The sequence below is a fragment of the Dickeya undicola genome (assembly GCF_000784735.1).
Taxonomy (GTDB): domain Bacteria; phylum Pseudomonadota; class Gammaproteobacteria; order Enterobacterales; family Enterobacteriaceae; genus Dickeya; species Dickeya undicola.
Window position 1 is genome coordinate 70210 of the sequence record NZ_JSYG01000019.1, and the last position, 20098, is coordinate 90307.

General features: G+C 56.2%; 16 protein-coding genes. 8 read left to right on the forward strand and 8 right to left on the reverse strand.

The features are described 5' to 3' along the window. Positions 1–22 precede the first annotated feature (22 nt). Positions 23–1009, reverse strand: a complete 987-nt coding sequence (locus OB87_RS09025) for a helix-turn-helix transcriptional regulator (protein ID WP_033569114.1) — start codon at positions 1007–1009, stop codon at positions 23–25. Between the two features lie 180 nt (positions 1010–1189). Here OB87_RS09025 and OB87_RS09030 point away from each other — a divergent pair, with 180 nt between their 5' ends. From OB87_RS09030 to OB87_RS09050, 5 genes are all read left to right on the forward strand, one after another. Further along, positions 1190–3562 carry a TonB-dependent siderophore receptor gene (locus OB87_RS09030; RefSeq protein ID WP_033569115.1) on the forward strand — a complete coding sequence of 791 codons (2373 nt, stop codon included), beginning with the start codon at positions 1190–1192 and terminating at the stop codon, positions 3560–3562. Between the two features lie 69 nt (positions 3563–3631). Next, on the forward strand, positions 3632–4483 hold the full coding sequence (locus OB87_RS09035; protein ID WP_033569116.1) for an alpha/beta hydrolase: 852 nt from the start codon (positions 3632–3634) through the stop codon (positions 4481–4483). Positions 4484–4840: 357 nt separating this feature from the next. Next, the gene (acnB, locus tag OB87_RS09040; protein ID WP_072025448.1) at positions 4841–7438 is read left to right on the forward strand and encodes a bifunctional aconitate hydratase 2/2-methylisocitrate dehydratase; all 2598 of its coding nucleotides are present in this window, start codon (positions 4841–4843) and stop codon (positions 7436–7438) included. A 100-nt stretch (positions 7439–7538) separates the two neighbouring features. Then, on the forward strand, positions 7539–7901 hold the full coding sequence (gene yacL, locus OB87_RS09045; RefSeq protein ID WP_033569118.1) for a protein YacL: 363 nt from the start codon (positions 7539–7541) through the stop codon (positions 7899–7901). A gap of 479 nt (positions 7902–8380) precedes the next feature. Continuing rightward, entirely contained in the window at positions 8381–10024 is a 1644-nt protein-coding gene (locus OB87_RS09050; RefSeq protein ID WP_268745834.1) for a methyl-accepting chemotaxis protein, read from the forward strand. On the opposite strand, the gene OB87_RS09055 is transcribed toward OB87_RS09050, so the two are convergent. The 6 genes from OB87_RS09055 to OB87_RS09080 form a co-directional block, all read right to left on the reverse strand. Further along, complete coding sequence (locus OB87_RS09055) at positions 10019–10702, reverse strand: SDR family NAD(P)-dependent oxidoreductase (RefSeq protein WP_033569119.1); 684 nt, start codon at positions 10700–10702, stop codon at positions 10019–10021. The genes OB87_RS09050 and OB87_RS09055 overlap by 6 nt on opposite strands. A gap of 6 nt (positions 10703–10708) precedes the next feature. Continuing rightward, entirely contained in the window at positions 10709–11182 is a 474-nt protein-coding gene (locus OB87_RS09060) for a YhcH/YjgK/YiaL family protein (protein ID WP_033569120.1), read from the reverse strand. A gap of 78 nt (positions 11183–11260) precedes the next feature. Further along, positions 11261–12436: a sialidase family protein gene (locus tag OB87_RS09065; protein ID WP_033569121.1), complete on the reverse strand. Its 1176-nt coding sequence runs from the start codon at positions 12434–12436 to the stop codon at positions 11261–11263. 6 nt (positions 12437–12442) lie between these two features. After that, on the reverse strand, positions 12443–13861 hold the full coding sequence (locus OB87_RS09070) for a sodium:solute symporter family protein (protein ID WP_033569122.1): 1419 nt from the start codon (positions 13859–13861) through the stop codon (positions 12443–12445). Positions 13862–13898: 37 nt separating this feature from the next. Further along, entirely contained in the window at positions 13899–14783 is an 885-nt protein-coding gene (locus OB87_RS09075) for a dihydrodipicolinate synthase family protein (RefSeq protein WP_033569123.1), read from the reverse strand. 103 nt (positions 14784–14886) lie between these two features. Further along, positions 14887–16023 carry an iron-containing alcohol dehydrogenase gene (locus OB87_RS09080; RefSeq protein WP_033569124.1) on the reverse strand — a complete coding sequence of 379 codons (1137 nt, stop codon included), beginning with the start codon at positions 16021–16023 and terminating at the stop codon, positions 14887–14889. Between the two features lie 214 nt (positions 16024–16237). Between OB87_RS09080 and dtnK the strand changes: the two genes are divergently transcribed. From dtnK to OB87_RS09095, 3 genes are read left to right on the forward strand one after another with little or no spacing between them, the layout of a single operon-like run. Further along, positions 16238–17524: a D-threonate kinase gene (dtnK, locus tag OB87_RS09085; protein ID WP_033569125.1), complete on the forward strand. Its 1287-nt coding sequence runs from the start codon at positions 16238–16240 to the stop codon at positions 17522–17524. Beyond that, the gene (locus OB87_RS09090) at positions 17517–18497 is read left to right on the forward strand and encodes a D-threonate 4-phosphate dehydrogenase (protein WP_033569126.1); all 981 of its coding nucleotides are present in this window, start codon (positions 17517–17519) and stop codon (positions 18495–18497) included. Before dtnK ends, OB87_RS09090 begins: the two co-directional genes overlap by 8 nt. Positions 18498–18532: 35 nt before the next feature. Further along, entirely contained in the window at positions 18533–19351 is an 819-nt protein-coding gene (locus OB87_RS09095; protein ID WP_033569127.1) for a DeoR/GlpR family DNA-binding transcription regulator, read from the forward strand. A gap of 21 nt (positions 19352–19372) precedes the next feature. Here the strand turns inward: OB87_RS09095 and OB87_RS09100 are convergent, their stop codons facing one another. Beyond that, the gene (locus OB87_RS09100) at positions 19373–19939 is read right to left on the reverse strand and encodes an LOG family protein (protein WP_033569128.1); all 567 of its coding nucleotides are present in this window, start codon (positions 19937–19939) and stop codon (positions 19373–19375) included. Between the last annotated feature and the right edge of the window lie 159 nt (positions 19940–20098).

Consider the following 20098-nt stretch of genomic DNA (forward strand, 5'->3'; position numbering starts at 1 on the left):
TTTGTATGACCAGCCGAAAAGGTTATACGCGGTTCTTCAACTGTCCCGGCGTCAGCCCGTAGACGCGTCGCAGGGCGGTGGCGAAATTGGCCGGGCTGGTGTAACCGGCAAGGCTGGCCGCCTGAGCGATACCAACACCTTCCCGCTGCATTGCCAGCACCGCGCGTTGCAGGCGGCAGTTGCGCAGGTATTCAAACACTGTCATGTCAAAGGTTTGGCGAAAGTAACGCTGTAGTGAGCTTTCACTCATATTGACGCTTTTGGCGATATCGACGATGGCAAGGTGGTCGGCTTCGCCGCTTTCCAGCATCTCCTTTACCTGCTGCATCCGTTGTTGATGGCGCAGGGGCAATCCCGATATCTGTTTGCTTATTGACGCCTGCTCGGTGAGTGAACTGAACGCTTCGATAATCAGCGTCATGCACTGGGTTTCCAGATACAGGCGTTGCAGTGGTGTCTGGCAGGCACCGGTGTTCAGGATCTGCCACGCGGCGGCCAGTGCCTGACGCGACGGCATCCAGCGATGGGTCGCCAGGTGGGTCTGTGTAAAATCATAGATGGACTGCCAGTTATCAACGCTGCCCATCAGGTTGCCGTATAACCATTCCCGGCTGAAGGTCAGAGAAACGGTGCGCTCATAGTCGTCACGTTTACCGTAGCGACTAAATAGCGTCGGTTCGGTCAGCGAAACCAGCGAAGCCGGTTGGCGTTCGCCCAAATGCAGTCGCCGCTCACCATAGCTGATATGCGCGTTGCCGTTCACGACAATCGCCAGCTTCAGCGCGCCGTTCAGCGTGGTTTGGGTTTGCATGTTATGCAGATTGATCACATCGGCGGTGTGCAGAATCAAATCGCGATGCAGTGGCGTGACATTGAAGTGACCGAACAGCAGCGGCGTTTCATCAATCAGCTGGGGGCCGAGGAAACGGTAATGATTGGCGACCAGGCTGGACATCTGCATAATCTGGTTCTTATAAATAGATGCTGATGACGGAACATGATTGCGCATGATTTCCCCTTGTTCTGTCTGGTTATTCAGGCCATTTTGCCGCTTTCGCAAAGTCATTTGCGGTTTACGCAAACCCCTTCCCGAACAACACATGTAACAATGATCGTGCCTGCATGATAATGCAAATACTTCTCAGTAGCACCTTTGGCTGCTGGCTTTCATTTATACAGGGCGATTTTGATGATAAAACGACAACCATGCCATTATCTGGCGACGCTGATCGGGCTGAGCTGCGCAACTTTCCCAAACCTGAGCTGGGCGGCAGACACCGCAACGACTGCGACAAGCGTAACCTCTGCGGCAACTACAACCTCTGCGGCAACAATAACCAATAAAACCGCGGCCAACACGGTATCAACGGATACCTCATCGGTCGGCGATGCCGCTCAGACACAGAGCGACACCATGGTCGTGACGGCGGCGGAGCAGACACGCCAGGCACCAGGGGTTTCGGTGATTACCGCTGAGGATATCGCTAAACATCCTCCTGCTAACGATCTGTCTGACATTATCCGCACCCAACCGGGGGTCAACCTGACCGGCAATTCCACCAGCGGGCAGCGCGGCAACAACCGCCAGATCGATATCCGCGGCATGGGGCCGGAGAATACCCTGATTCTGGTGGACGGTAAGCCAATTTCCAGCCGTAATGCGGTGCGTTACGGTTGGCGTGGCGAGCGCGATAGTCGCGGCGATACCAACTGGGTGCCGTCCGACATGGTGGAGCGCATTGAAGTGCTACGCGGCCCGGCGGCGGCGCGCTACGGTTCCGGCGCGATGGGCGGGGTGATTAATATCATTACCAAACAACCGAGCGAGGAGTGGCACGGTAGTTGGAATACCTATTTCAATGCGCCGGTGCATAAAGCGGAAGGTGCGACCAAGCGCACCGATTTTAGCCTGTCCGGCGGATTGAACGACAATCTGAGCCTGCGGTTGTACGGCAACCTCAACAAGACGCAGGCCGACGCCGCCGACATCAACGAGCCTTATAAATCGGCGCGAACCGGCAGCTACGCCAGTTCGGTGCCGTCCGGCCGCGAAGGGGTGCGTAACAAAGATATCAACGGCGTATTGCGCTGGGATATCACCAAGCAGCAGTCGCTGGAGTTTGAAGCCGGTTCCAGCCGTCAGGGCAATATCTATGCCGGTGATACCCAGAACACCAATACTAACAGCTATGTCGCCAGCAACTACGGCAAAGAGACTAACCGCATGTACCGGCAGACTTATGCCGTGACGCATCGCGGCTTCTGGGACAGCGGCGTCAGCGCCACGTCTTATCTGCAATACGAGCGTACCCATAACACGCGTATCAGCGAAGGGCTGGCGGGCGGCACCGAGGGGATTTTCTCTTCCCCTGATGACTACACCACCGTCAAGCTGGGCACCCTGACCGCCCATAGCGAGGTGAATATTCCGTTTGAGGCGTACTTCAGCCAGACCGCGACCCTGGGCATCGACGCATCGGATCAACGGATGACGGACCCCGGCTCCACGTCGTATGACATCTCGTCCACCGGCACGATGGCAGGTTATAACAGCAGTAACCGTAGCAGTGATATCAAGGCCCACACTTTCGCGCTGTTCGCCGAAGATAACGTTGAACTGACCCAAAGCACCATGCTGACTCCGGCGCTGCGTTTTGATTACCACTCGCTGGCGGGCAGCAAGGTCAGCCCTGGTCTGAACCTGTCACAGGGGCTGGGTGATGATTTCACGCTGAAAATGGGTATCGCACAGGCTTACAAAGCACCTAACCTGTATCAGGTCAACCCTAACTATCTGCTCTATAGCCGCGGGCAGGGCTGCTATCTGATCAACGGTGCCAGCAATAACTGCTATCTGATCGGTAACGAGGAACTGAAAGCGGAAACCAGCGTCAACAAAGAGATCGGTATTGAGTTCAAGCGTGATGGCTATCAGGCTGGGGTGACGTATTTCCGCAACGATTACCGCAACAAGATTGAATCCGGGCTGACACCCGTGGGCACCACCACCAACGGCAAAACCAATGTCTACCAGTGGGACAACATTCCCCGTGCGGTGGTCGAAGGGCTGGAGGGCACCCTGAACGTGCCGGTATCGGAAAACATCAAGTGGAATAACAACATCACCTGGATGCTACGTTCGAAGAACAAGAGCACCGGCGATATTCTGTCGGTGACGCCTGAGTTCACGCTGAACTCTTCGTTGAGCTGGCAGGCGACGGATGATTTGTCGTTGCAGTCGACGTTGACCTGGTACGGCCGTCAGAAGCCGAAGAAATACAACTATCGTGGTCTTGCCGCCTCAGGGGACGAACTGAACGAGCTCAGCCCGTATGCAGTAGTCGGAACCAGCGCAACCTACGTCATCACCAGGAACGTCAGCGTGACCGGCGGGGTGAGCAACCTGTTTGATAAACGCCAGTTCCGCCGTGGCAACGCCTCCGCCGGTTGTACCGTGGCGTCCGACGGCAGTTGTAGTGTAATCAATATCGCGGGTGCCGGGGCGGCGACCTACAATGAGTCAGGCAGAACCTTCTACATGAGCATCAACACCCACTTCTAACACAGAATAAGCGAGGCGGTCGGCTCTTGGGGCCGACCGCCGTCGTAAACAATCAGTGAGAATGTCGATATGTATTTGTTGTCCAACACCAGGGTGGAGACGTTTACGTCAGCGACACGCGGCCACTACCGTTTGCTGACTGCCTGGCCTGACGGACCGGCACCCGAACGGGGCTGGCCGGTGATGTACCTGCTGGACGGCGAACGTTACTTTGCTTCGGTAGTCTCGTTGCTGGCCGCAATGCGCGAGCCGCGTTGTGGCGTGACACCGGGCATTATTGTGGCCGTGGATTACGATGGCCCGACCCGACGCGACCGAGATTACCTTCCCGCGGTAGAGCGGCTGATTCCCGAGTCTGACCCGTCCGGTGGACTCCGTTCCTCTGGCGAGCGAGGGGACGCCGCCGGTTTTCGCCAATTTTTACTGGAGGAACTCAAACCGTTCATCCATCAACGCTACGACATCGATAGCCAGCGACAGGCGCTGTTCGGCCACTCCTACGGCGGGTTATTCACGGTGGATACGCTGTTTGAGCAGCCGGATAGTTTTCAGCATTTTTATGCTTCCAGCCCGTCGGTGTGGTGGAACGGTGGCTATCTGTCTCAGCGGGCTGGCGCATTTATCGCGAGCATGGAGGCGCGGCCGTTACATACGTCGGCGAACCTGGCACTGTCGGTGGGGGAATATGAACAATCGCTGGAGGCGTGGGAGCAGCGGCTGCCTGACGAACGGCAGCGCTGGCTGCGCCAGCACCGTGGTCAGCGGCGTATGGTAGAGGGCATTCGGGAACTGGCGACACAGCTACGCCTGAAGACGCCGTGGCTGGCGGTTTCGCTGCATGTTCACGCTGAACAGTCTCATATGTCAGCGTCGTTTCCTGCCCTGCTACATGCTTTGCGCCATCACTTCCAGCCGTCGTAACGACGTCAAACACCGGACGTGTGATAACGCGTCCGGCACCAGCGACACCGGCCTATTTTTCTTTATTCTCCTTGTCGTTTCTGCGGGGTAATCGGTGGTTGATTTTGCCGCCAACTGCTATGCTGGCCTAAAGTCAGGACGCCCGGATTTCTATTTCTGAACGTAGTATTGCCCTACAAAGGCACCGTATTTATAAAATGTTGCCTTTATGTAAACGAATTAACAATCGATTCAAACTCTGATATGCTCAACGGGCTGGACCGGGCACTCTGACCTTACTTATCCACAGCTGATAATCAGCCTAAACCTGGAACTGAGCGCCGGGCATAACTAGACAATGAGAGCGAGGAGAACGTCGTGCTAGAAGATTATCGCAAGCACGTAGCCGAGCGGGCTGCACAAGGGATCGTCCCCAAACCGTTAGAGGCTTCGCAAATGGCGGCACTGGTGGAGTTGCTGAAAAACCCCCCCGCCGGAGAAGAAGAGTTTTTAGTCGATCTGTTAGTCAATCGTGTTCCGCCGGGTGTTGATGAGGCGGCCTACGTCAAAGCCGGTTTCCTGGCTGCCATCACCAAAGGCGAGACGGTTTCTCCCCTCGTCACTCCAGAAAAAGCCATTGAATTGCTGGGCACCATGCAAGGCGGTTACAACATTCAGCCGCTGATTGAAGCATTGGATAATCCCGCTCTGGCCCCGGTTGCAGCTAACGCGCTGTCCCATACCCTGCTGATGTTCGACAATTTTTACGACGTGGAAGAAAAAGCCAAAGCGGGCAATAGCCACGCGCAGCAGGTGGTGAAATCCTGGGCTGACGCCGAATGGTTCCTGTCCCGCCCGAAACTGGCGGACAAGATTACCGTCACCGTCTTCAAGGTGACCGGTGAAACCAATACCGATGACTTGTCTCCGGCGCAGGACGCCTGGTCGCGTCCGGACATTCCGCTGCACGCGCTGGCGATGCTGAAAAACGCCCGCGAAGGCATCGAACCGGATCAGGCTGGCGTAGTCGGCCCGATCAAACAGATTGAAGCGCTGAACCAGAAAGGGTTCCCGCTGGCCTACGTCGGCGATGTGGTCGGCACCGGGTCGTCCCGTAAATCCGCCACCAACTCGGTGCTGTGGTTCATGGGCGAAGATATCCCGAACGTACCGAACAAACGCGCAGGCGGTGTGGTGTTGGGCGGTAAGATCGCGCCAATTTTCTTCAACACCATGGAAGATGCCGGTGCGCTGCCGATCGAAGTGGATGTTGCCAAGCTGAACATGGGTGATGTGATTGATATCTACCCGTATCAGGGTGAAGTGCGTCACCACGACAGCAACGAGCTGTTGGCCAGTTTCGAGCTGAAAACCGACGTACTGCTGGATGAAGTGCGTGCGGGCGGCCGTATTCCGCTGATTATCGGCCGTGGCCTGACGTCCAAAGCGCGCGAGTCACTGGGCTTGCCGCACAGTGATGTATTCCGTCACGCCAAAGACGTGGCACCAAGCAGCCGTGGTTTCTCGCTGGCGCAGAAGATGGTCGGCCGTGCCTGTGGCGTGGCTGGTATTCGCCCCGGTGCGTATTGTGAACCGAAGATGACCTCGGTTGGTTCGCAGGATACCACCGGCCCGATGACCCGTGACGAGTTGAAAGACCTGGCCTGTCTGGGCTTCTCCGCCGATCTGGTGATGCAGTCTTTCTGCCATACCGCTGCTTATCCGAAGCCGGTAGACGTTAACACCCACCACACCCTGCCGGACTTCATCATGAACCGTGGCGGCGTTTCGCTGCGTCCGGGTGATGGCGTGATCCACTCCTGGCTGAACCGCATGTTGTTGCCGGATACCGTGGGCACCGGTGGTGACTCCCACACCCGTTTCCCGATCGGGATTTCCTTCCCGGCAGGTTCCGGTCTGGTGGCGTTTGCCGCTGCCACTGGCGTGATGCCGTTGGACATGCCGGAATCGGTGCTGGTGCGTTTCAAAGGCCAGATGCAGCCGGGCATCACGCTGCGCGATCTGGTTCATGCGATTCCGTACTATGCTATCAAGCAGGGTCTGTTGACTGTTGAGAAGAAGGGTAAGAAAAACATCTTCTCTGGCCGTATTCTGGAAATCGAAGGGTTGCCGGACCTGAAGGTAGAGCAGGCGTTCGAACTGACCGACGCCTCGGCGGAGCGCTCTGCGGCGGGCTGTACCATCAAGCTCAACAAAGCGCCGATCGTCGAGTACCTGAACTCCAACATCGTTCTGCTCAAGTGGATGATTGCTGAAGGCTATGGCGACCGCCGTACGCTGGAGCGTCGGGTGCAGGGCATGGAAAAATGGTTGGCGGATCCGCAACTGCTGGAAGCCGACGCCGATGCAGAATACGCCGCGGTGATCGACATCGATCTGGCGGATATCAAGGAGCCTATCCTGTGTGCACCGAACGATCCGGACGATGCACGTCTGCTGTCTGATGTGCAGGGTGACAAGATTGACGAAGTGTTCATCGGCTCCTGCATGACCAACATCGGTCACTTCCGTGCTGCCGGTAAACTGTTGGATCAACACAAAGGGCAACTGCCAACCCGGCTGTGGGTGGCACCGCCGACCCGTATGGACGCCGCACAACTGACCGAAGAAGGCTATTACAGCGTATTCGGCAAGAGCGGTGCGCGGGTTGAAATTCCCGGCTGTTCGCTGTGCATGGGCAACCAGGCGCGGGTTGCAGACGGCGCGACGGTGGTATCGACCTCTACCCGTAACTTCCCGAACCGCCTGGGGGCGGGTGCGAATGTATATCTGGCATCAGCCGAACTGGCAGCGGTAGCCTCGTTGCTGGGGCGTCTGCCGACGCCGGACGAATATCAGCAGTATATGGCGCAGGTGGACAAGACAGCGGACGACACTTACCGCTATCTGAACTTTGACCAGTTGCAGCAGTACACTGATAAAGCAGGCAAGGTGATCTTCCAGACCGCCGTGTAAACCGCTATAGTTCGCAGCAATTAACCGGAAGGGAGGCCAGCAGGCCTCCCTTTTTTACTGTAGTGGCGTGCGGTGGCGAATCAGACAGAGGAGAACGATCATGGACTATGAATTTTTGCATGATGTGACCGGGCAGGTTGTGGTCCGGATGTCGATGGGCCATGAAGCGGTAGGGCACTGGCTGAATGAAGAAGTTAAGGGTCAACAGGCGGTGCTGGATGAAGTGGAAGCCGCAGTGCGTGATCTGGCTGGCAGTGAGCGCCAGTGGGAGCGCCCCGGCCACGAATACACGCTGTTGCTAGACAGCGAGGAAGTGATGGTGCGCGCCAATCAACTGGCGTTTGAAACCGACGAGCTGGAAGAAGGCATGAGCTATTACGATGAAGAGAGCTTGTCGCTGTGTGGGCTGGACGACTTTCTGGCGTTGCTGGAAAAATACCGGGCGTTTGTGGATAAAGGGTGAGGCATTAGGTTTCACTCCCTATCCAACGGCGTTTGTGCTGGGCACCCTTCACGGGTATCCCGATGGTGTGCTGCTGTGGAGAAACACGTGAAGGCCCAGGGAAGGGCAGGTAATAAAATGTATACCCAAAATAATTCGAGTTGCAGGAAGGCGGCAAGTGAGTGAATCCCGATGAGCTTACTCAGGTAAGTGATTCGGGTGAATGAACGCAGCCAACACACCTGTAACTTGAAGTATGACTGGTATAGGCTCTAAGTATGACGGATATATAGCAATTGTCTCCAATTGTATTAATAGCGTGAGCCGATGTTCTTCCCTGTCGATTCAAATACCAATTTGACTTAGTATGAGTCGAATTACGGTAATTATTACAATATACAATACAGTAAATAGCAGTCAGTCGTTAATCAGTCGTTAAATTGAACTGTTTATGTTGTTAAGTTGGTTACGTTGGCATCGGGGGAGATATGACAAATACCATGACGGTAAAGAAACAAATTGCAGTCGGCTTTATTATGCCAATATTAGTCAGTGTTCTGTTGGGGGTTTTAGGGCTGATAACCATTCGGCATATTAGCAACATATTAACTGAAATTAATGATGAAAATAGTGTTAAGCAATTTTATGCGGTTAATTTACGTGGCAGTGTCCATGACCGTTCAATTGCTGTGCGAGATTTATTAATTGCCGATAAGCAGGAGTTGTCTGTCATCGTTAACCACATCAATGAACTGGCGGCAGTCTATCAACAGTCTGATGTCAAACTTGATGCGATGATGCTTCAATTACCAACGGCCGATCAGGAAAAGGCGTTATACCAAAACATAAAGGATTCGAATAATAAAACCAGTGCGATCATTGCCCGGTTGATTGCATTACAAAACGCAGGGAATACCGATGTCGCCCGTACCTTATTGCTGAGTGAAGGGCGCGGTGCATTTGTGCAGTGGCTGGCTGATGTGAATGCATTTATTAATTATGAAGCTGCACAGAACAATCAGCTGACGCATACGGCAAGGGAGACAGCACGGTATTTTACCGTGGCGATGCCAATTATTTTAATTGTTGCCATCTTGCTGGGTGCACTGGCGATGCTGACGACCCAGCGCCGCATCTTTCGGTCATTAGGAACCGAGCCTGCGGTATTACTCACCATGACCCATGCGATAGCATCCGGTAATTTGGCTGAGAAAACGGCGATTAATGATAAGCAACAGCACAGTGTAATGGCAGCGATTGAAGCCATGCGTCAGTCGTTAATCGCCATTGTTGCTAATGTGTTGAAGCACGCGGATGGCGTGACGGCGGCCAGCGAAAATATCAGTAAAAGTAGTGTGGCCTTGTCACAGCGTACCGACATGCAAGCTTCCGCCTTGCAGCAAACCTCTGCGGCGATGGGGCAGGTATCAGAATCGGTGAAGGATAATGCTGCCAGCGCCAGACAGGCCAGCCAGTTATCTGAAAACGCGGTGAGTGAAACGCGTCAGGGCTACCAGTTGGTGAGTCAGATCGTGCATACGATGGAAAGTATCAAACAGCATTCAGACAGCATTTCATCGATCACCAAGGTGATTGAAGATATTGCCTTCCAAACCAACATTCTGGCGATTAATGCTGCGGTTGAAGCGGCACGTGCTGGCGATGTGGGGCGCGGTTTCTCGGTTGTGGCGGCCGAAATTCGTACTTTGTCACAGAAAACCACGGCATCGGCGCACCAGATAAAGAAACTTATTGATGCCTCATCAGAGAAAATTGGCGAAGGGTACAGTGAAATCAGCCAGGCGTCTGACGTGATGCAGAAGATTAATCAGACGGTTGATTTATCCAGTGAGTTCATCCGGAAGATTGCCGATACGTCGGCGGAACAGTCCGTCGCCACACAGGAAATTGCCCGCGCGCTCACCGAGATGGAGCGTACAACACAGCAGAATGCTGCGATGGTCGAGCAAACTGCCACGGATACGGCTTATCTGGAAACCCACTCGCTGGAGCTGAAACAATCCGTTAGTCGGTTTACGATTTCCGAGACGACCGGGGGTGATGAAACGCGGCGGCTGGCGTTGCTGCCTGCCGGTCGCCGCGTGACGGCTACACCGAATACGCTCGGCGTAGAAATGTTATAACGAGGCACCACCGCAAATTACCAGCTGTTGCCCGGTGATGGCCGCCGCTGAAGGCGACAGCAGGTATGCCACCAGATCCGCCACCTCCTGCGGTTGGATAAACCGGCCGATTGGCGGCAGCTTCGGCGGCGAGCTTTGTCGCCCTGGCTGGTTCAACATCGGTGTTTCGGTGGCACCCGGTGCCACGATATTGACCGTGATGCCGCGCGGTGCCAGTTCCGCCGCCCAGCTTCTCACCATGCCAATCATCGCTGATTTGGTGGCGACATATTGGCTGCGCCCGGCGGCACCGCTGGATGTGCGGCTACCCAGCAGCACAATGCGCCCGCCGGTTGGCAGCTTATCCACCAGCCGGTCGGCCAGTACTTCAGCCACCTGAATGTGCAGCTTCCACAGTTGCTCACTGTCGGCATACGACAGGGTGCCCAGCGTGGCGGCTTTCATCACCCCGGCAGCGTGAATCACCGCATCGACGGCGGGCAAGCTGTCCAGCAACGCGATAAGCGCCGGTGTATCGGTGATATCCAGCGGGTGATGGGTGAAGTTCGGGTGTTGATGTGCGCCCGGTTGACGCGATAGCCCGATAACTTTCCAACCCGCCGCCAGCAAGGTGGTGGTAATGGCGGCACCGATACCGGAACTGCTGCCGGTGATCACCACCTGTTTTGGTGCTGACATACGGTGTTACCCCTGTGCGTTCAGTAATTCGACCGGCACCTTGAACACCGCTTTTTTCACTGGTGCGGGTTGGTCGTTGATGGCACACAGTGCCTGATGTGGTTCACCCGGATAGAAGGTGACGAAATCACCGGCGGCGAGCCGGATGGCGTGTGGCACCTGTGGCTGGTCCAGAATGAATAAGTCGGGTTTGCGCTCGGTGGCGGGGCGCTTGTCGGCATCATTCAGGTCATAGCCGATGATCTCTTCGCCTTCGAGGATCAGCTGAATATCGAGAAAACGGCGGTGAAATTCGGTATGGCGTTCGGCTTTTGGGGCGGTGGAGACGGTGCCGATGGAGTAGAACCAGTCGGCGTTATCCGGTTGATATTTCCCTTCCGGCAAGGCGTTCAGCCCCTCAAGCGTAAAGCCGGATAGGATACGCCACAGCGGTTCGGGCAACGTTGCCAGCGGCAGATGATTCAAATTACCAGCAATCATGGATGGCTCCTTAACAATAAAGGAGGCGATGAACGCCTCCCTGAAAGCAATGACGGTCATGGAGAGGGCAACACGGTGTTACCCCTTGACCCACGCTTCGCTGACGCAGACGTACTTGATGGCCTGCCGGAAGTAAGTAAAGGCGACGTGCAACTTGCCATCCGGCCCCTGCTTGATGCTGGGGTAGGAGAACTCGCGGTTGAGTTTTTCGGTCGAGTTGTTGGTCATGCAGTAACCGTCACCCACTTCCAGATTACGCTGCCACGGCCAGGTCTTGCCGCCGTCTTCGGAGATAGCCAGCGTCATTGGCGCACGCGGCGCACCCCAGAAGGCGCTGCGCCCGGATGAGATCTCCGGCATTTTGGCGTCGTTTTCTTCTTCGTCCTCGATTTCGTCATACAACGACAGGCGGCGTTCGGTGGCACCTGCAGCGCTCATGGCGTTGAACACCAGCGCCAGATGGCCGTTGTCCAGTGTGGTCACCTGAATCGACGAGTTGTTGTTGGGCAGAACGGTCGGCACCGGTTCGGACCAGGTTTCGCCGCCGTCGGTGGAATGACTGCGGTAGATGAAATCAGCCCAGCGGCTGCGGAACAGCGCCAGCAGAGAACCGTCCTTGAGCGGCGTAATGTTCATGTGCACGCAGCCGGTGCTGTTCGGCACCACCGATTCACGCCAGGTTTTACCCTGATCGCTGGAGATTTTCACCGCACTGATGTCGTCGTTGCCAACCCATTTTTCACCCGGCTGGGTACGGCAGTAGAACACCGGCAGCAGCCAGTCGCCGTTGGGCAGCACGGTAATCGGCTGGCGGATAAAGGTGCCGGGCTGATCCAACAGTGTACCGATTTCGCCCCAGGTGTAGCCCTGATCCAGCGACTGGCGGTAACGCACGATGGCGGTGTCCTGATTGCCGGATTTCTGCGCGGTATACAGCAGCCACAGTACGCCATCGGGTGCCAGGAACAAGACCGGGTTCTGTTCGGAACGGGTCGGGTCGTCAGAGAGCTTGACTGCGGGCGCCCATTGTCCGCTGCCTTTGACCAGCCTTGACTGGTAAATCGAGATGTCCGACACCCCTTCCTGAGTGCCGCCAAACCAGACGCACAGTACGTCGCCGTTAGGCAGGTGCAACAGGTTGGCCGCGTGATTCTGCGGGCGTTCCGACGGGATGTAGGCGTCGATACGCTGGTTGTCGTTGTCTGCCGGACGGACCAGTCCGTCACGTTCAATAGTAATGGTTTCGGTCGTCATGACGGATTAGGCTCCTGTTTGAGAGACGGAGGTTTTCTTTTCTTGCTTTCCGGCGTTTTTGTTCGGGATCAGACGATCAATCGCCATCACCACTGCCGGGGTCGCCAGCGCAATGTACATGTTGTCGATGCCGAACGGGTTACCCATGATGTACCAGACTGAGGTGACCACACAGGACAGGATCAGGCCGGTGTTGACGCCGCGGGCGCTGCTAAAGAACGGCAGGTAGAAGGCGACCATCGCCACCACGGAAATCGACAAACGAATGGCACGGGTGAAGAACGACAGCTTCAACACCTCCGGCACCAGCAGCACGAACACCAGCGGCAGGAAACCGATGATCAGCGAGAACACGCGGGTCATCTTGAACTCTTTTTCCGGCGTCGGTTTGCAGTAAGGCACATAGAAGTCTTTCACGATCAGCGAGGCGATCGCCAGTGCGACGGTACTCACGCTAATGAAGATCGACGCCACCAGTGAGGTGGTCACCAGGCCAGCCAGCCACGGGTTCATGTCTTGCAGGAAGATTGGCAGGGCATACAGGCTCTTGATTTCCGGGTGCACGAACTTGGCGGCGACACCGATAATCGCAATCGCCAGCGCGATCGGCATACAGAACAGGAAGGCTATCCAGGTCGCGCGCTTGGCGGATTTCTCATCCTTGGTGGAAGCGATAGCCTGAATGACAAACTGGGTACAAAAGATGGAGCCGATGGTGCCGATGAGCCACGCACCGATGGTGCTGGCACCGATGTTGCCATCCCAGGTCCAGTAGAATTCCGGCATCTTCTCGACCATTGGTGTGATGCCGCCGGTCATTTTCAGCGCCACGTACAGGATAACCATCACCCCGACGTACTTCATGCCGCTGTGGATCAGCGTCACGTATGCGACGCCTTTGATACCGCCGAAGTAGAAATAGAAGGTACTGACGATGGCGGTAATCAGTGCTGCTACCGGCAGGCTCACTTTCAGCACGGTGGAGATGGCGGCGGCACCGCTGACGTAGTTACCCACGTTTACCAGCAACAGCGCGTAGATCATGATGATGGAGATGATGTTCTTGGTGGTATTGCCATAACGTTCAGCAATAGCGCCAGAAATAGTGATTTTCCCGGTGTTATAGATCTTTTTCACCAGAATCATCCCGAACAGCAGGAAGCCGATGGCGGCACCGATCACCGACCACGACGCCGCGATGCCGCTTTCAAAGGCGGCCTGTGACGTGCCGACGGTAGACTTGGCACCGATAAACTCGGTCATCAGCAACACGCCGACGATAAATGCTGGCAGCGCACGCGAGCCTTCCATGAACTCCGAGTTGGAGTTACTGCGCAGCCGCAGGGTCAGCAAGGATGTAAGGGCGATGTAGACGACAATTATCCCGACGATGATAAGTGTGTCTGTCAGATCAAAATGGTTCATGGTTTTCGATCCTGTAGGAGTAAGGGTAAGTGCTCATTCACTGTGAGAACGGTTTAATAATGGTGCGAATGGTGTCTTCGTCTTGTGCTGAGAACTGAATCGGGTAACGACTGACACCCACATCCTGTCCCATTAACGCCAGCGCTTTCTTCACCACGGCCGGTGAGAACGCCACGGCGTACAGCGTTTTACGCAGTTCGCTCACCTGCTCCTGCGCCTGACGGGAGCCGTCGATGTCGCCAGCGTGGAAGCGATGCCAGATCTGGCTGATGGCTTCTGGTGCCACGTTGGCAAGGCCGGAAATACAGGCAGAGCAGCCGTCGACAAAGCCCTGGTGGATCAACGAGTCTGGTCCGTTGAGTACGTCGCAGCTCGGTTTGTCTTTTACTGCCTGTAGGAAACCGCTCAGGCTTTCATAACTACCGGCGCTGTCCTTGATACCAATAATGTTGGGGTGATCGGCCAGAACCCGTACCGTTTCTGGTTGCAGGGTGTTTCCGGTACGAGCCGGAATGTTGTACAGAAATACCGGTACGGTCAGTGCGTCTGCCACTTCACGGTAGTGGGCAATCAGCTCGCTTTGTTTGAGCGGCACGAAGTAAGGGGTGATCACCGATACTGCATCCACGCCCAGCGCGGCGATGCGTTTGCCGAGCTTGATGGTTTCGCGGGTGGAGATTTCCCCGATGTGCGCCACCACCGGTACTTTACCCGCGACTTCATCGACGCAGGTTTCGGTGACGGCGACTTTCTCGTCGGTGTGCAACACAAAGAACTCACCGTTGGTGCCGTTACAGAAAATGCCGTTGCCGTAGCGCATCTGGCGTTGTACCTGCTGGCGCATGGCGGTGGGGCTGAATTCCCCCTGATGGTCAAAAGGCGTGACGATTGCCGTCAGTACGCCTGTAATCGGTCTAGTCATCGTTATTGTTCCTCGTTATTTTCATCATCCAGAGCGACGTTGTTAGAACACGTAGTTAGAGCAACTCGTAGTTGGATCAACACGTAGTTAGAGCAACACATAGTTAAAACAACGTTGAATAAATCGCGTGGACATCTTCCGCTGTGACGGCGGTCGGGACGTTTTTCATCAGCCGCTGTACCTGCAATGCGGATTCCACCAAATACGGCAGGTGGTCCGGGCTAATGCCCAACTGTTGCAGCGAAGACGGCAGATTCAGTCGTTTCACCAGTGCGGTGAAGTAATCCACCAGCGCCTGGGCTTTCTGTTCGGTGGTCAGTGACAGGTCAGCGTCTGGCAACAGGTCGTAGGCCTGTGCGAATTTTTCCGCCGCCGCGTGCTGAACAAAACGCATACAAGGTGCCAGCAGGATGGCGTTCGCCACGCCGTGCGGAATGTGGTATTTGCCGCCCAGTGGGTAAGACATGGCGTGCACCAGATGGGTGCCGGAATGGGCGATAGAGGCACCGCCATAGTAAGAAGCCCACAGCATATTCAGGCGAGCTTCCAGATTGTCTGGTTCGTTTACTGCCGTTTCGATGTTAGCGAACAGCTTTTTCATACCGATGAGCGCGTAGTTGTCTGCCACCGGGTTGGCGATGGTAGCGGTGAAGCATTCGATCAGGTGGCACAGCGCGTCAATGCCGGTGGAAGCGGCGATATGTGCTGGCATACTGGTGGTCAGTTCTGGCACCAGTGCCACGTAATCCGGCAGCATGACCGGGGTGATGATACCGACTTTGGTTTCTTTCTCGGGGATTGCCAGAATAGCGTTTGGTGTGGCTTCCGAGCCGGTGCCCGCGGTGGTCGGGATCAACAGGGATGTGGTGCGGCGGGTTGGTTTGCGGCCTTCCAGCAGGCTGTCGAGCGTGATGCCCTCTTCACCCGCACACAGCAGCGACAACAGTTTCGCCACGTCCAGTACACTACCGCCGCCCACGCCAACGACCAGGTCCGGCTGGGTGGCGGGTAACTGTTGCAGCACCGCAGCTACATCATGCTGGCTGGGCTCAGCTGGCACATTATCAATCACAGAAAGTTGTGGGACTCCTGCTTTCAACTGCGCGATCAGCGCCTGTACCCCGGCCAACCCCACGATATTTTTGTCCGTCACCAGCAGCACGTGCTGCCTGCCGCGCAGGAGGTAGCCCAAATCCTGAAGTGCCTGATAACCACTGATGAGGGTGCTGTTGATATTCATACTATTACCTTGTCTTTTCGCTGTGACTTCAGCTGGATGAGTCTGATTTTTTTCAATCACACTTCTAATGAGTGACAGAAAAAAATCGTTTTGTTCGCATTGTGTGGATAATTTATAGGTTAAATTGGTTTTGAATAATTTGAGGTTGCTCACATATAATCAAACGTGATTCAATATAATCATTTTCAGGTAATCGAACTGACGGAGAACGGCTATGCCGGACGGGCGTGAATTGACCCGGATACTCGTGGTGGCAGATGACTTCACCGGTGCCAACGATGCAGGCGTCGGGCTGGCGCTACAGGGCGCACGGGTGAATGTGATGTTTGACGCTGCGGCAATCCGCGCTGGGCAATCGGATGACGCACTGGTGGTCAACACCGACAGCCGCGCGGTGGCGGCTTCGCTGGCGGCGGAGCGTACTGCACAGGCGGTGGCAATGTGGCGTAAGAGTGGCGCACAGGGCTGGATTTTCAAAAAGGTGGACTCCACATTGCGCGGTAACCCTGGTGCGGAAATCGACGCTGCGCTGAACGCTGCCGACCTGTCGCTGGCGCTGATCGCACCAGCCGCACCCGCGCTGGGCCGTATCACCCGTGATGGGCAGGTTTGGGTACAGGGTAAGTTGCTGACCGATACCGAGTTCGCCAGCGACCCGAAAACGCCGGTGCGCTCGGCGTCAATCGGCGAGCGGCTGGCAGAACAGACCAGCCTGACACAGGCCACGCTGTCGCTGGAGGAGATTCGTCGCAGCGATTTGGCCGTGCGACTGCAACAGTTAAGTGACAGCGGGGTCCGGTTAGTGGTGCTGGACGCCGAACATCAACAGGACCTCGACCGGATTATTGACGCAGCGGCGCAGCTGGCGGAAAAACCGCTGCTGGTTGGCTCCGCCGGATTGAGTGAGGCATTGGCGCAACATCTGGCGTTTCCGGCACCCTGTCGCGCGTTGCTGGCGGTGATTGGTTCGATGAGTGAAATCGCTCAATTGCAGATCAAGGCGGTCAGCCAGCGGCCAGACGTCACGCTGATTGACCTGGATATCGCCGGATTACTGGCGACCGGTGACGACTGGCTGGCGCAAACATGCCAGCAGGCGGCGGCGGTACTGGCGGCGGGCCGTCACTGTGTGATGCGTACCTGTCACGACGATAACCAACGATTTGAGATAGACCGTCTGTGCCAGCGCTACGGTATGAGCCGTCAGCAACTGGGCGACACGATCAGCCGTCGGCTGGGCGAGCTGACACGGCAAATTGTGCTGTGCCAGCGGCCGGGCGGGCTCTATTTATCCGGCGGGGATATCGCCATTGCCGCGGCGACCGCATTGCAAGCCAGCGGATTCCGTATCAATGGGCAGATTGCATCCTGCGTACCCTGGGGGCGTTTGCTGGACAGTCTGGTCGGCGATATTCCCGTGATGACGAAAGCGGGCGGGTTTGGTGATGAGGCCACCCTGCTACATGTTTTGCGATTTATTGAGGAGAGTGCGTGTGAGTAAAATTATTGCGGTAACTATGGGTGACCCGGCGGGCATCGGCCCGGAAATCATCATCAAGTCGCTGGCGGAAGGCGAGTTGTCCGGTGCACCGGCGGTGGTGGTGGGCTGTGTGCAGACGCTGCGCCGTATTCTGGCGTTAGGCGTCGTGCCGCAGGTGGAACTGAACGAAATTGCGCGTCCTGCCGATGCACGCTTCGCTCCCGGCGTTATCAACGTGATCAACGAACCGCTGGCCGATCCGCAGGGTCTGAAGAAAGGGGTGGTGCAGGCGCAGGCCGGTGACCTGGCGTATCGTTGCGTGAAACGCGCCACCGAACTGGCGATGGCGGGCGAAGTCCATGCCATTGCTACTGCGCCGCTGAACAAAGAAGCACTGCACTCTGCCGGGCACCTCTATCCGGGGCATACCGAGCTGCTGGCGAAGCTGACCAACAGCCGCGACTACGCGATGGTGCTGTACACCGACAAGCTGAAGGTGATACACGTTACGACCCATATCGCGCTGCGCAAATTCCTGGATACACTGAACCGTGAGCGAGTGGAAACCGTGATTGCGATGGCGGACACCTTCCTGAAACGCGTCGGCTATCAGGCACCGCGCATCGCGGTAGCCGGGGTCAACCCGCACGCGGGCGAAAACGGCCTGTTCGGCGACGAGGAGATCAAGATCGTCGGCCCGTCCATCGAGGCGATGAAAGCCAAAGGCATCGACGCCTACGGCCCGTGCCCGCCGGATACCGTCTATCTACAGGCATACGAAGGGCAATATGACATGGTGGTGGCGATGTACCACGATCAGGGGCATATTCCGCTCAAGTTGCTGGGCTTTTATGATGGCGTGAATATCACCGCTGGGCTGCCGTTTATCCGCACCTCAGCGGACCACGGCACCGCGTTTGATATCGCCTGGACAGGTAAAGCGAAGTCTGAGAGCATGGCGATCTCTATCAAATTAGCGATGCAACTGGCCTGATAGAATCGCCGAGTAGAGAACCTGTTGAATACGTGGTGGGGTACACATTGACTGATACGTTGCGTGTAAACGGAGAACGAGTGAAAGGACAAAGCCGTCTCGATCAGATTCTGGACTATCTGAAAAGCCATAATCTGGTGACGGTGGATGAACTTGTGACGGTCATTGATGCGTCCCCGGCGACGATTCGCCGCGATTTGATCAAGCTGGACGAGCAGGGCGTCATCAGCCGTAGCCACGGTGGGGTGACGCTCAACCGCTTTATCCCTTCCCAGCCGACCACCAATGAAAAGTTGCAGCGCAATTTGTCGGAAAAACAGGCGATTGCGCGGCAGGCTGCCTCATTGGTGCAGCCTGGCAACGCGGTGGTGCTGGATGCTGGCACCACCATGCTGGAGCTGGCACGCAATCTAACGCATCTGCCGCTGCGGGTGATCACCGCCGATTTGCAGATCGCGCTATTTCTCTCCGAGTTCAAGCAGATAGAAGTGACGATTATCGGCGGGCGTATCGACGACAGCAGCCAGTCTTGCATCGGCGAGCACGGTCGCCGTTTACTGCGCAGTGTCTACCCAGACATCGCCTTTATCAGCTGCAACTCCTGGAGCCTGGAGAAAGGCATCACCACGCCCACCGAGGAAAAAGCGGGCATCAAGCAGGATCTGGGCACGAACGCCAGCCGCCGGGTGCTGTTGGCGGACAGCAGCAAGTACGGTGCCTACTCGCTATTCTGTGTCTCGCCGTTGTCTGAACTGACCGATATCATCACCGACAGCAATTTGCCGCCGGAGGTGGAACGCCAGTTGCGGGCGCAGCCGTTTAACCTGCAACTGGTGAATGTGGCAGGCCGCTGACCGCGGGGTATTGCACCACCGCTATTTATCCCATTTGGCCTTAGGCGGTTGGTAGGATAAGGCACTATCCAGCACCGCCTGCGGACGATCCGAGACGATCAGCATGTCGAGGTAATCCTGCTTCATAAAGCCATCGCGAACGGTGCGGGCCACAAAGTCGATGAAACCGTCATAGTAACCGTTAACGTTGAACAGAATGCAGGCTTTGTGATGCAAGCCTAATTGCGCCCAGGTCCATTGTTCGATGATCTCTTCCAGCGTACCGGCACCGCCCGGCAGCGCGATAAACACATCCGACAGCGCCGCCATTTTTGCTTTGCGCTCGTGCATGTCTTCGGTAATCACCAATTCGGTCAGCGCCGGGTGCGCCAGTTCCTTGTCCACCAGGTGTTTGGGAATCACCCCGGTCACCTGGCCGCCGCAGGCCAGGGCCGTGTTGGCTACCAGCCCCATCAGCCCCACTTTTCCTCCGCCGTAAACAATCCCGGCATTTTTATCGACCAGATAACGGATGAGGGTTTCTGTCTGTTGCTGGTAAATCGTGTGATTGCCGGGAGCCGAACCGCAAAATACGCCGAACTTCAACATAGTATCCCTTTACACTGAGCTTATCGGAGCCGCTCGCCAGGTGGTGGCAGGCGGATAACCGCGCCTGCTGACGCAGGATTAACCAGCGTGCGCGTGTTTAAGCAGCATAATCGAAACGGTACGCAGGAGCTATCCGGACTGAGTGTAAGGGTATGATGT

Coding starts and splice junctions, on each gene's coding strand:
- OB87_RS09075 (WP_033569123.1), bottom strand. CDS start 14,783: ATGACTAGACCGATTACAGGCGTACTGACGGCAATCGTCACGCCTTTT.
- OB87_RS09060 (WP_033569120.1), bottom strand. CDS start 11,182: ATGATTGCTGGTAATTTGAATCATCTGCCGCTGGCAACGTTGCCCGAA.
- OB87_RS09030 (WP_033569115.1), top strand. CDS start 1,190: ATGATAAAACGACAACCATGCCATTATCTGGCGACGCTGATCGGGCTG.
- OB87_RS09065 (WP_033569121.1), bottom strand. CDS start 12,436: ATGACGACCGAAACCATTACTATTGAACGTGACGGACTGGTCCGTCCG.
- OB87_RS09035 (WP_033569116.1), top strand. CDS start 3,632: ATGTATTTGTTGTCCAACACCAGGGTGGAGACGTTTACGTCAGCGACA.
- dtnK (WP_033569125.1), top strand. CDS start 16,238: ATGCCGGACGGGCGTGAATTGACCCGGATACTCGTGGTGGCAGATGAC.
- yacL (WP_033569118.1), top strand. CDS start 7,539: ATGGACTATGAATTTTTGCATGATGTGACCGGGCAGGTTGTGGTCCGG.
- OB87_RS09025 (WP_033569114.1), bottom strand. CDS start 1,009: ATGCGCAATCATGTTCCGTCATCAGCATCTATTTATAAGAACCAGATT.
- OB87_RS09070 (WP_033569122.1), bottom strand. CDS start 13,861: ATGAACCATTTTGATCTGACAGACACACTTATCATCGTCGGGATAATT.
- OB87_RS09055 (WP_033569119.1), bottom strand. CDS start 10,702: ATGTCAGCACCAAAACAGGTGGTGATCACCGGCAGCAGTTCCGGTATC.
- OB87_RS09100 (WP_033569128.1), bottom strand. CDS start 19,939: ATGTTGAAGTTCGGCGTATTTTGCGGTTCGGCTCCCGGCAATCACACG.
- OB87_RS09050 (WP_268745834.1), top strand. CDS start 8,381: ATGACGGTAAAGAAACAAATTGCAGTCGGCTTTATTATGCCAATATTA.
- OB87_RS09080 (WP_033569124.1), bottom strand. CDS start 16,023: ATGAATATCAACAGCACCCTCATCAGTGGTTATCAGGCACTTCAGGAT.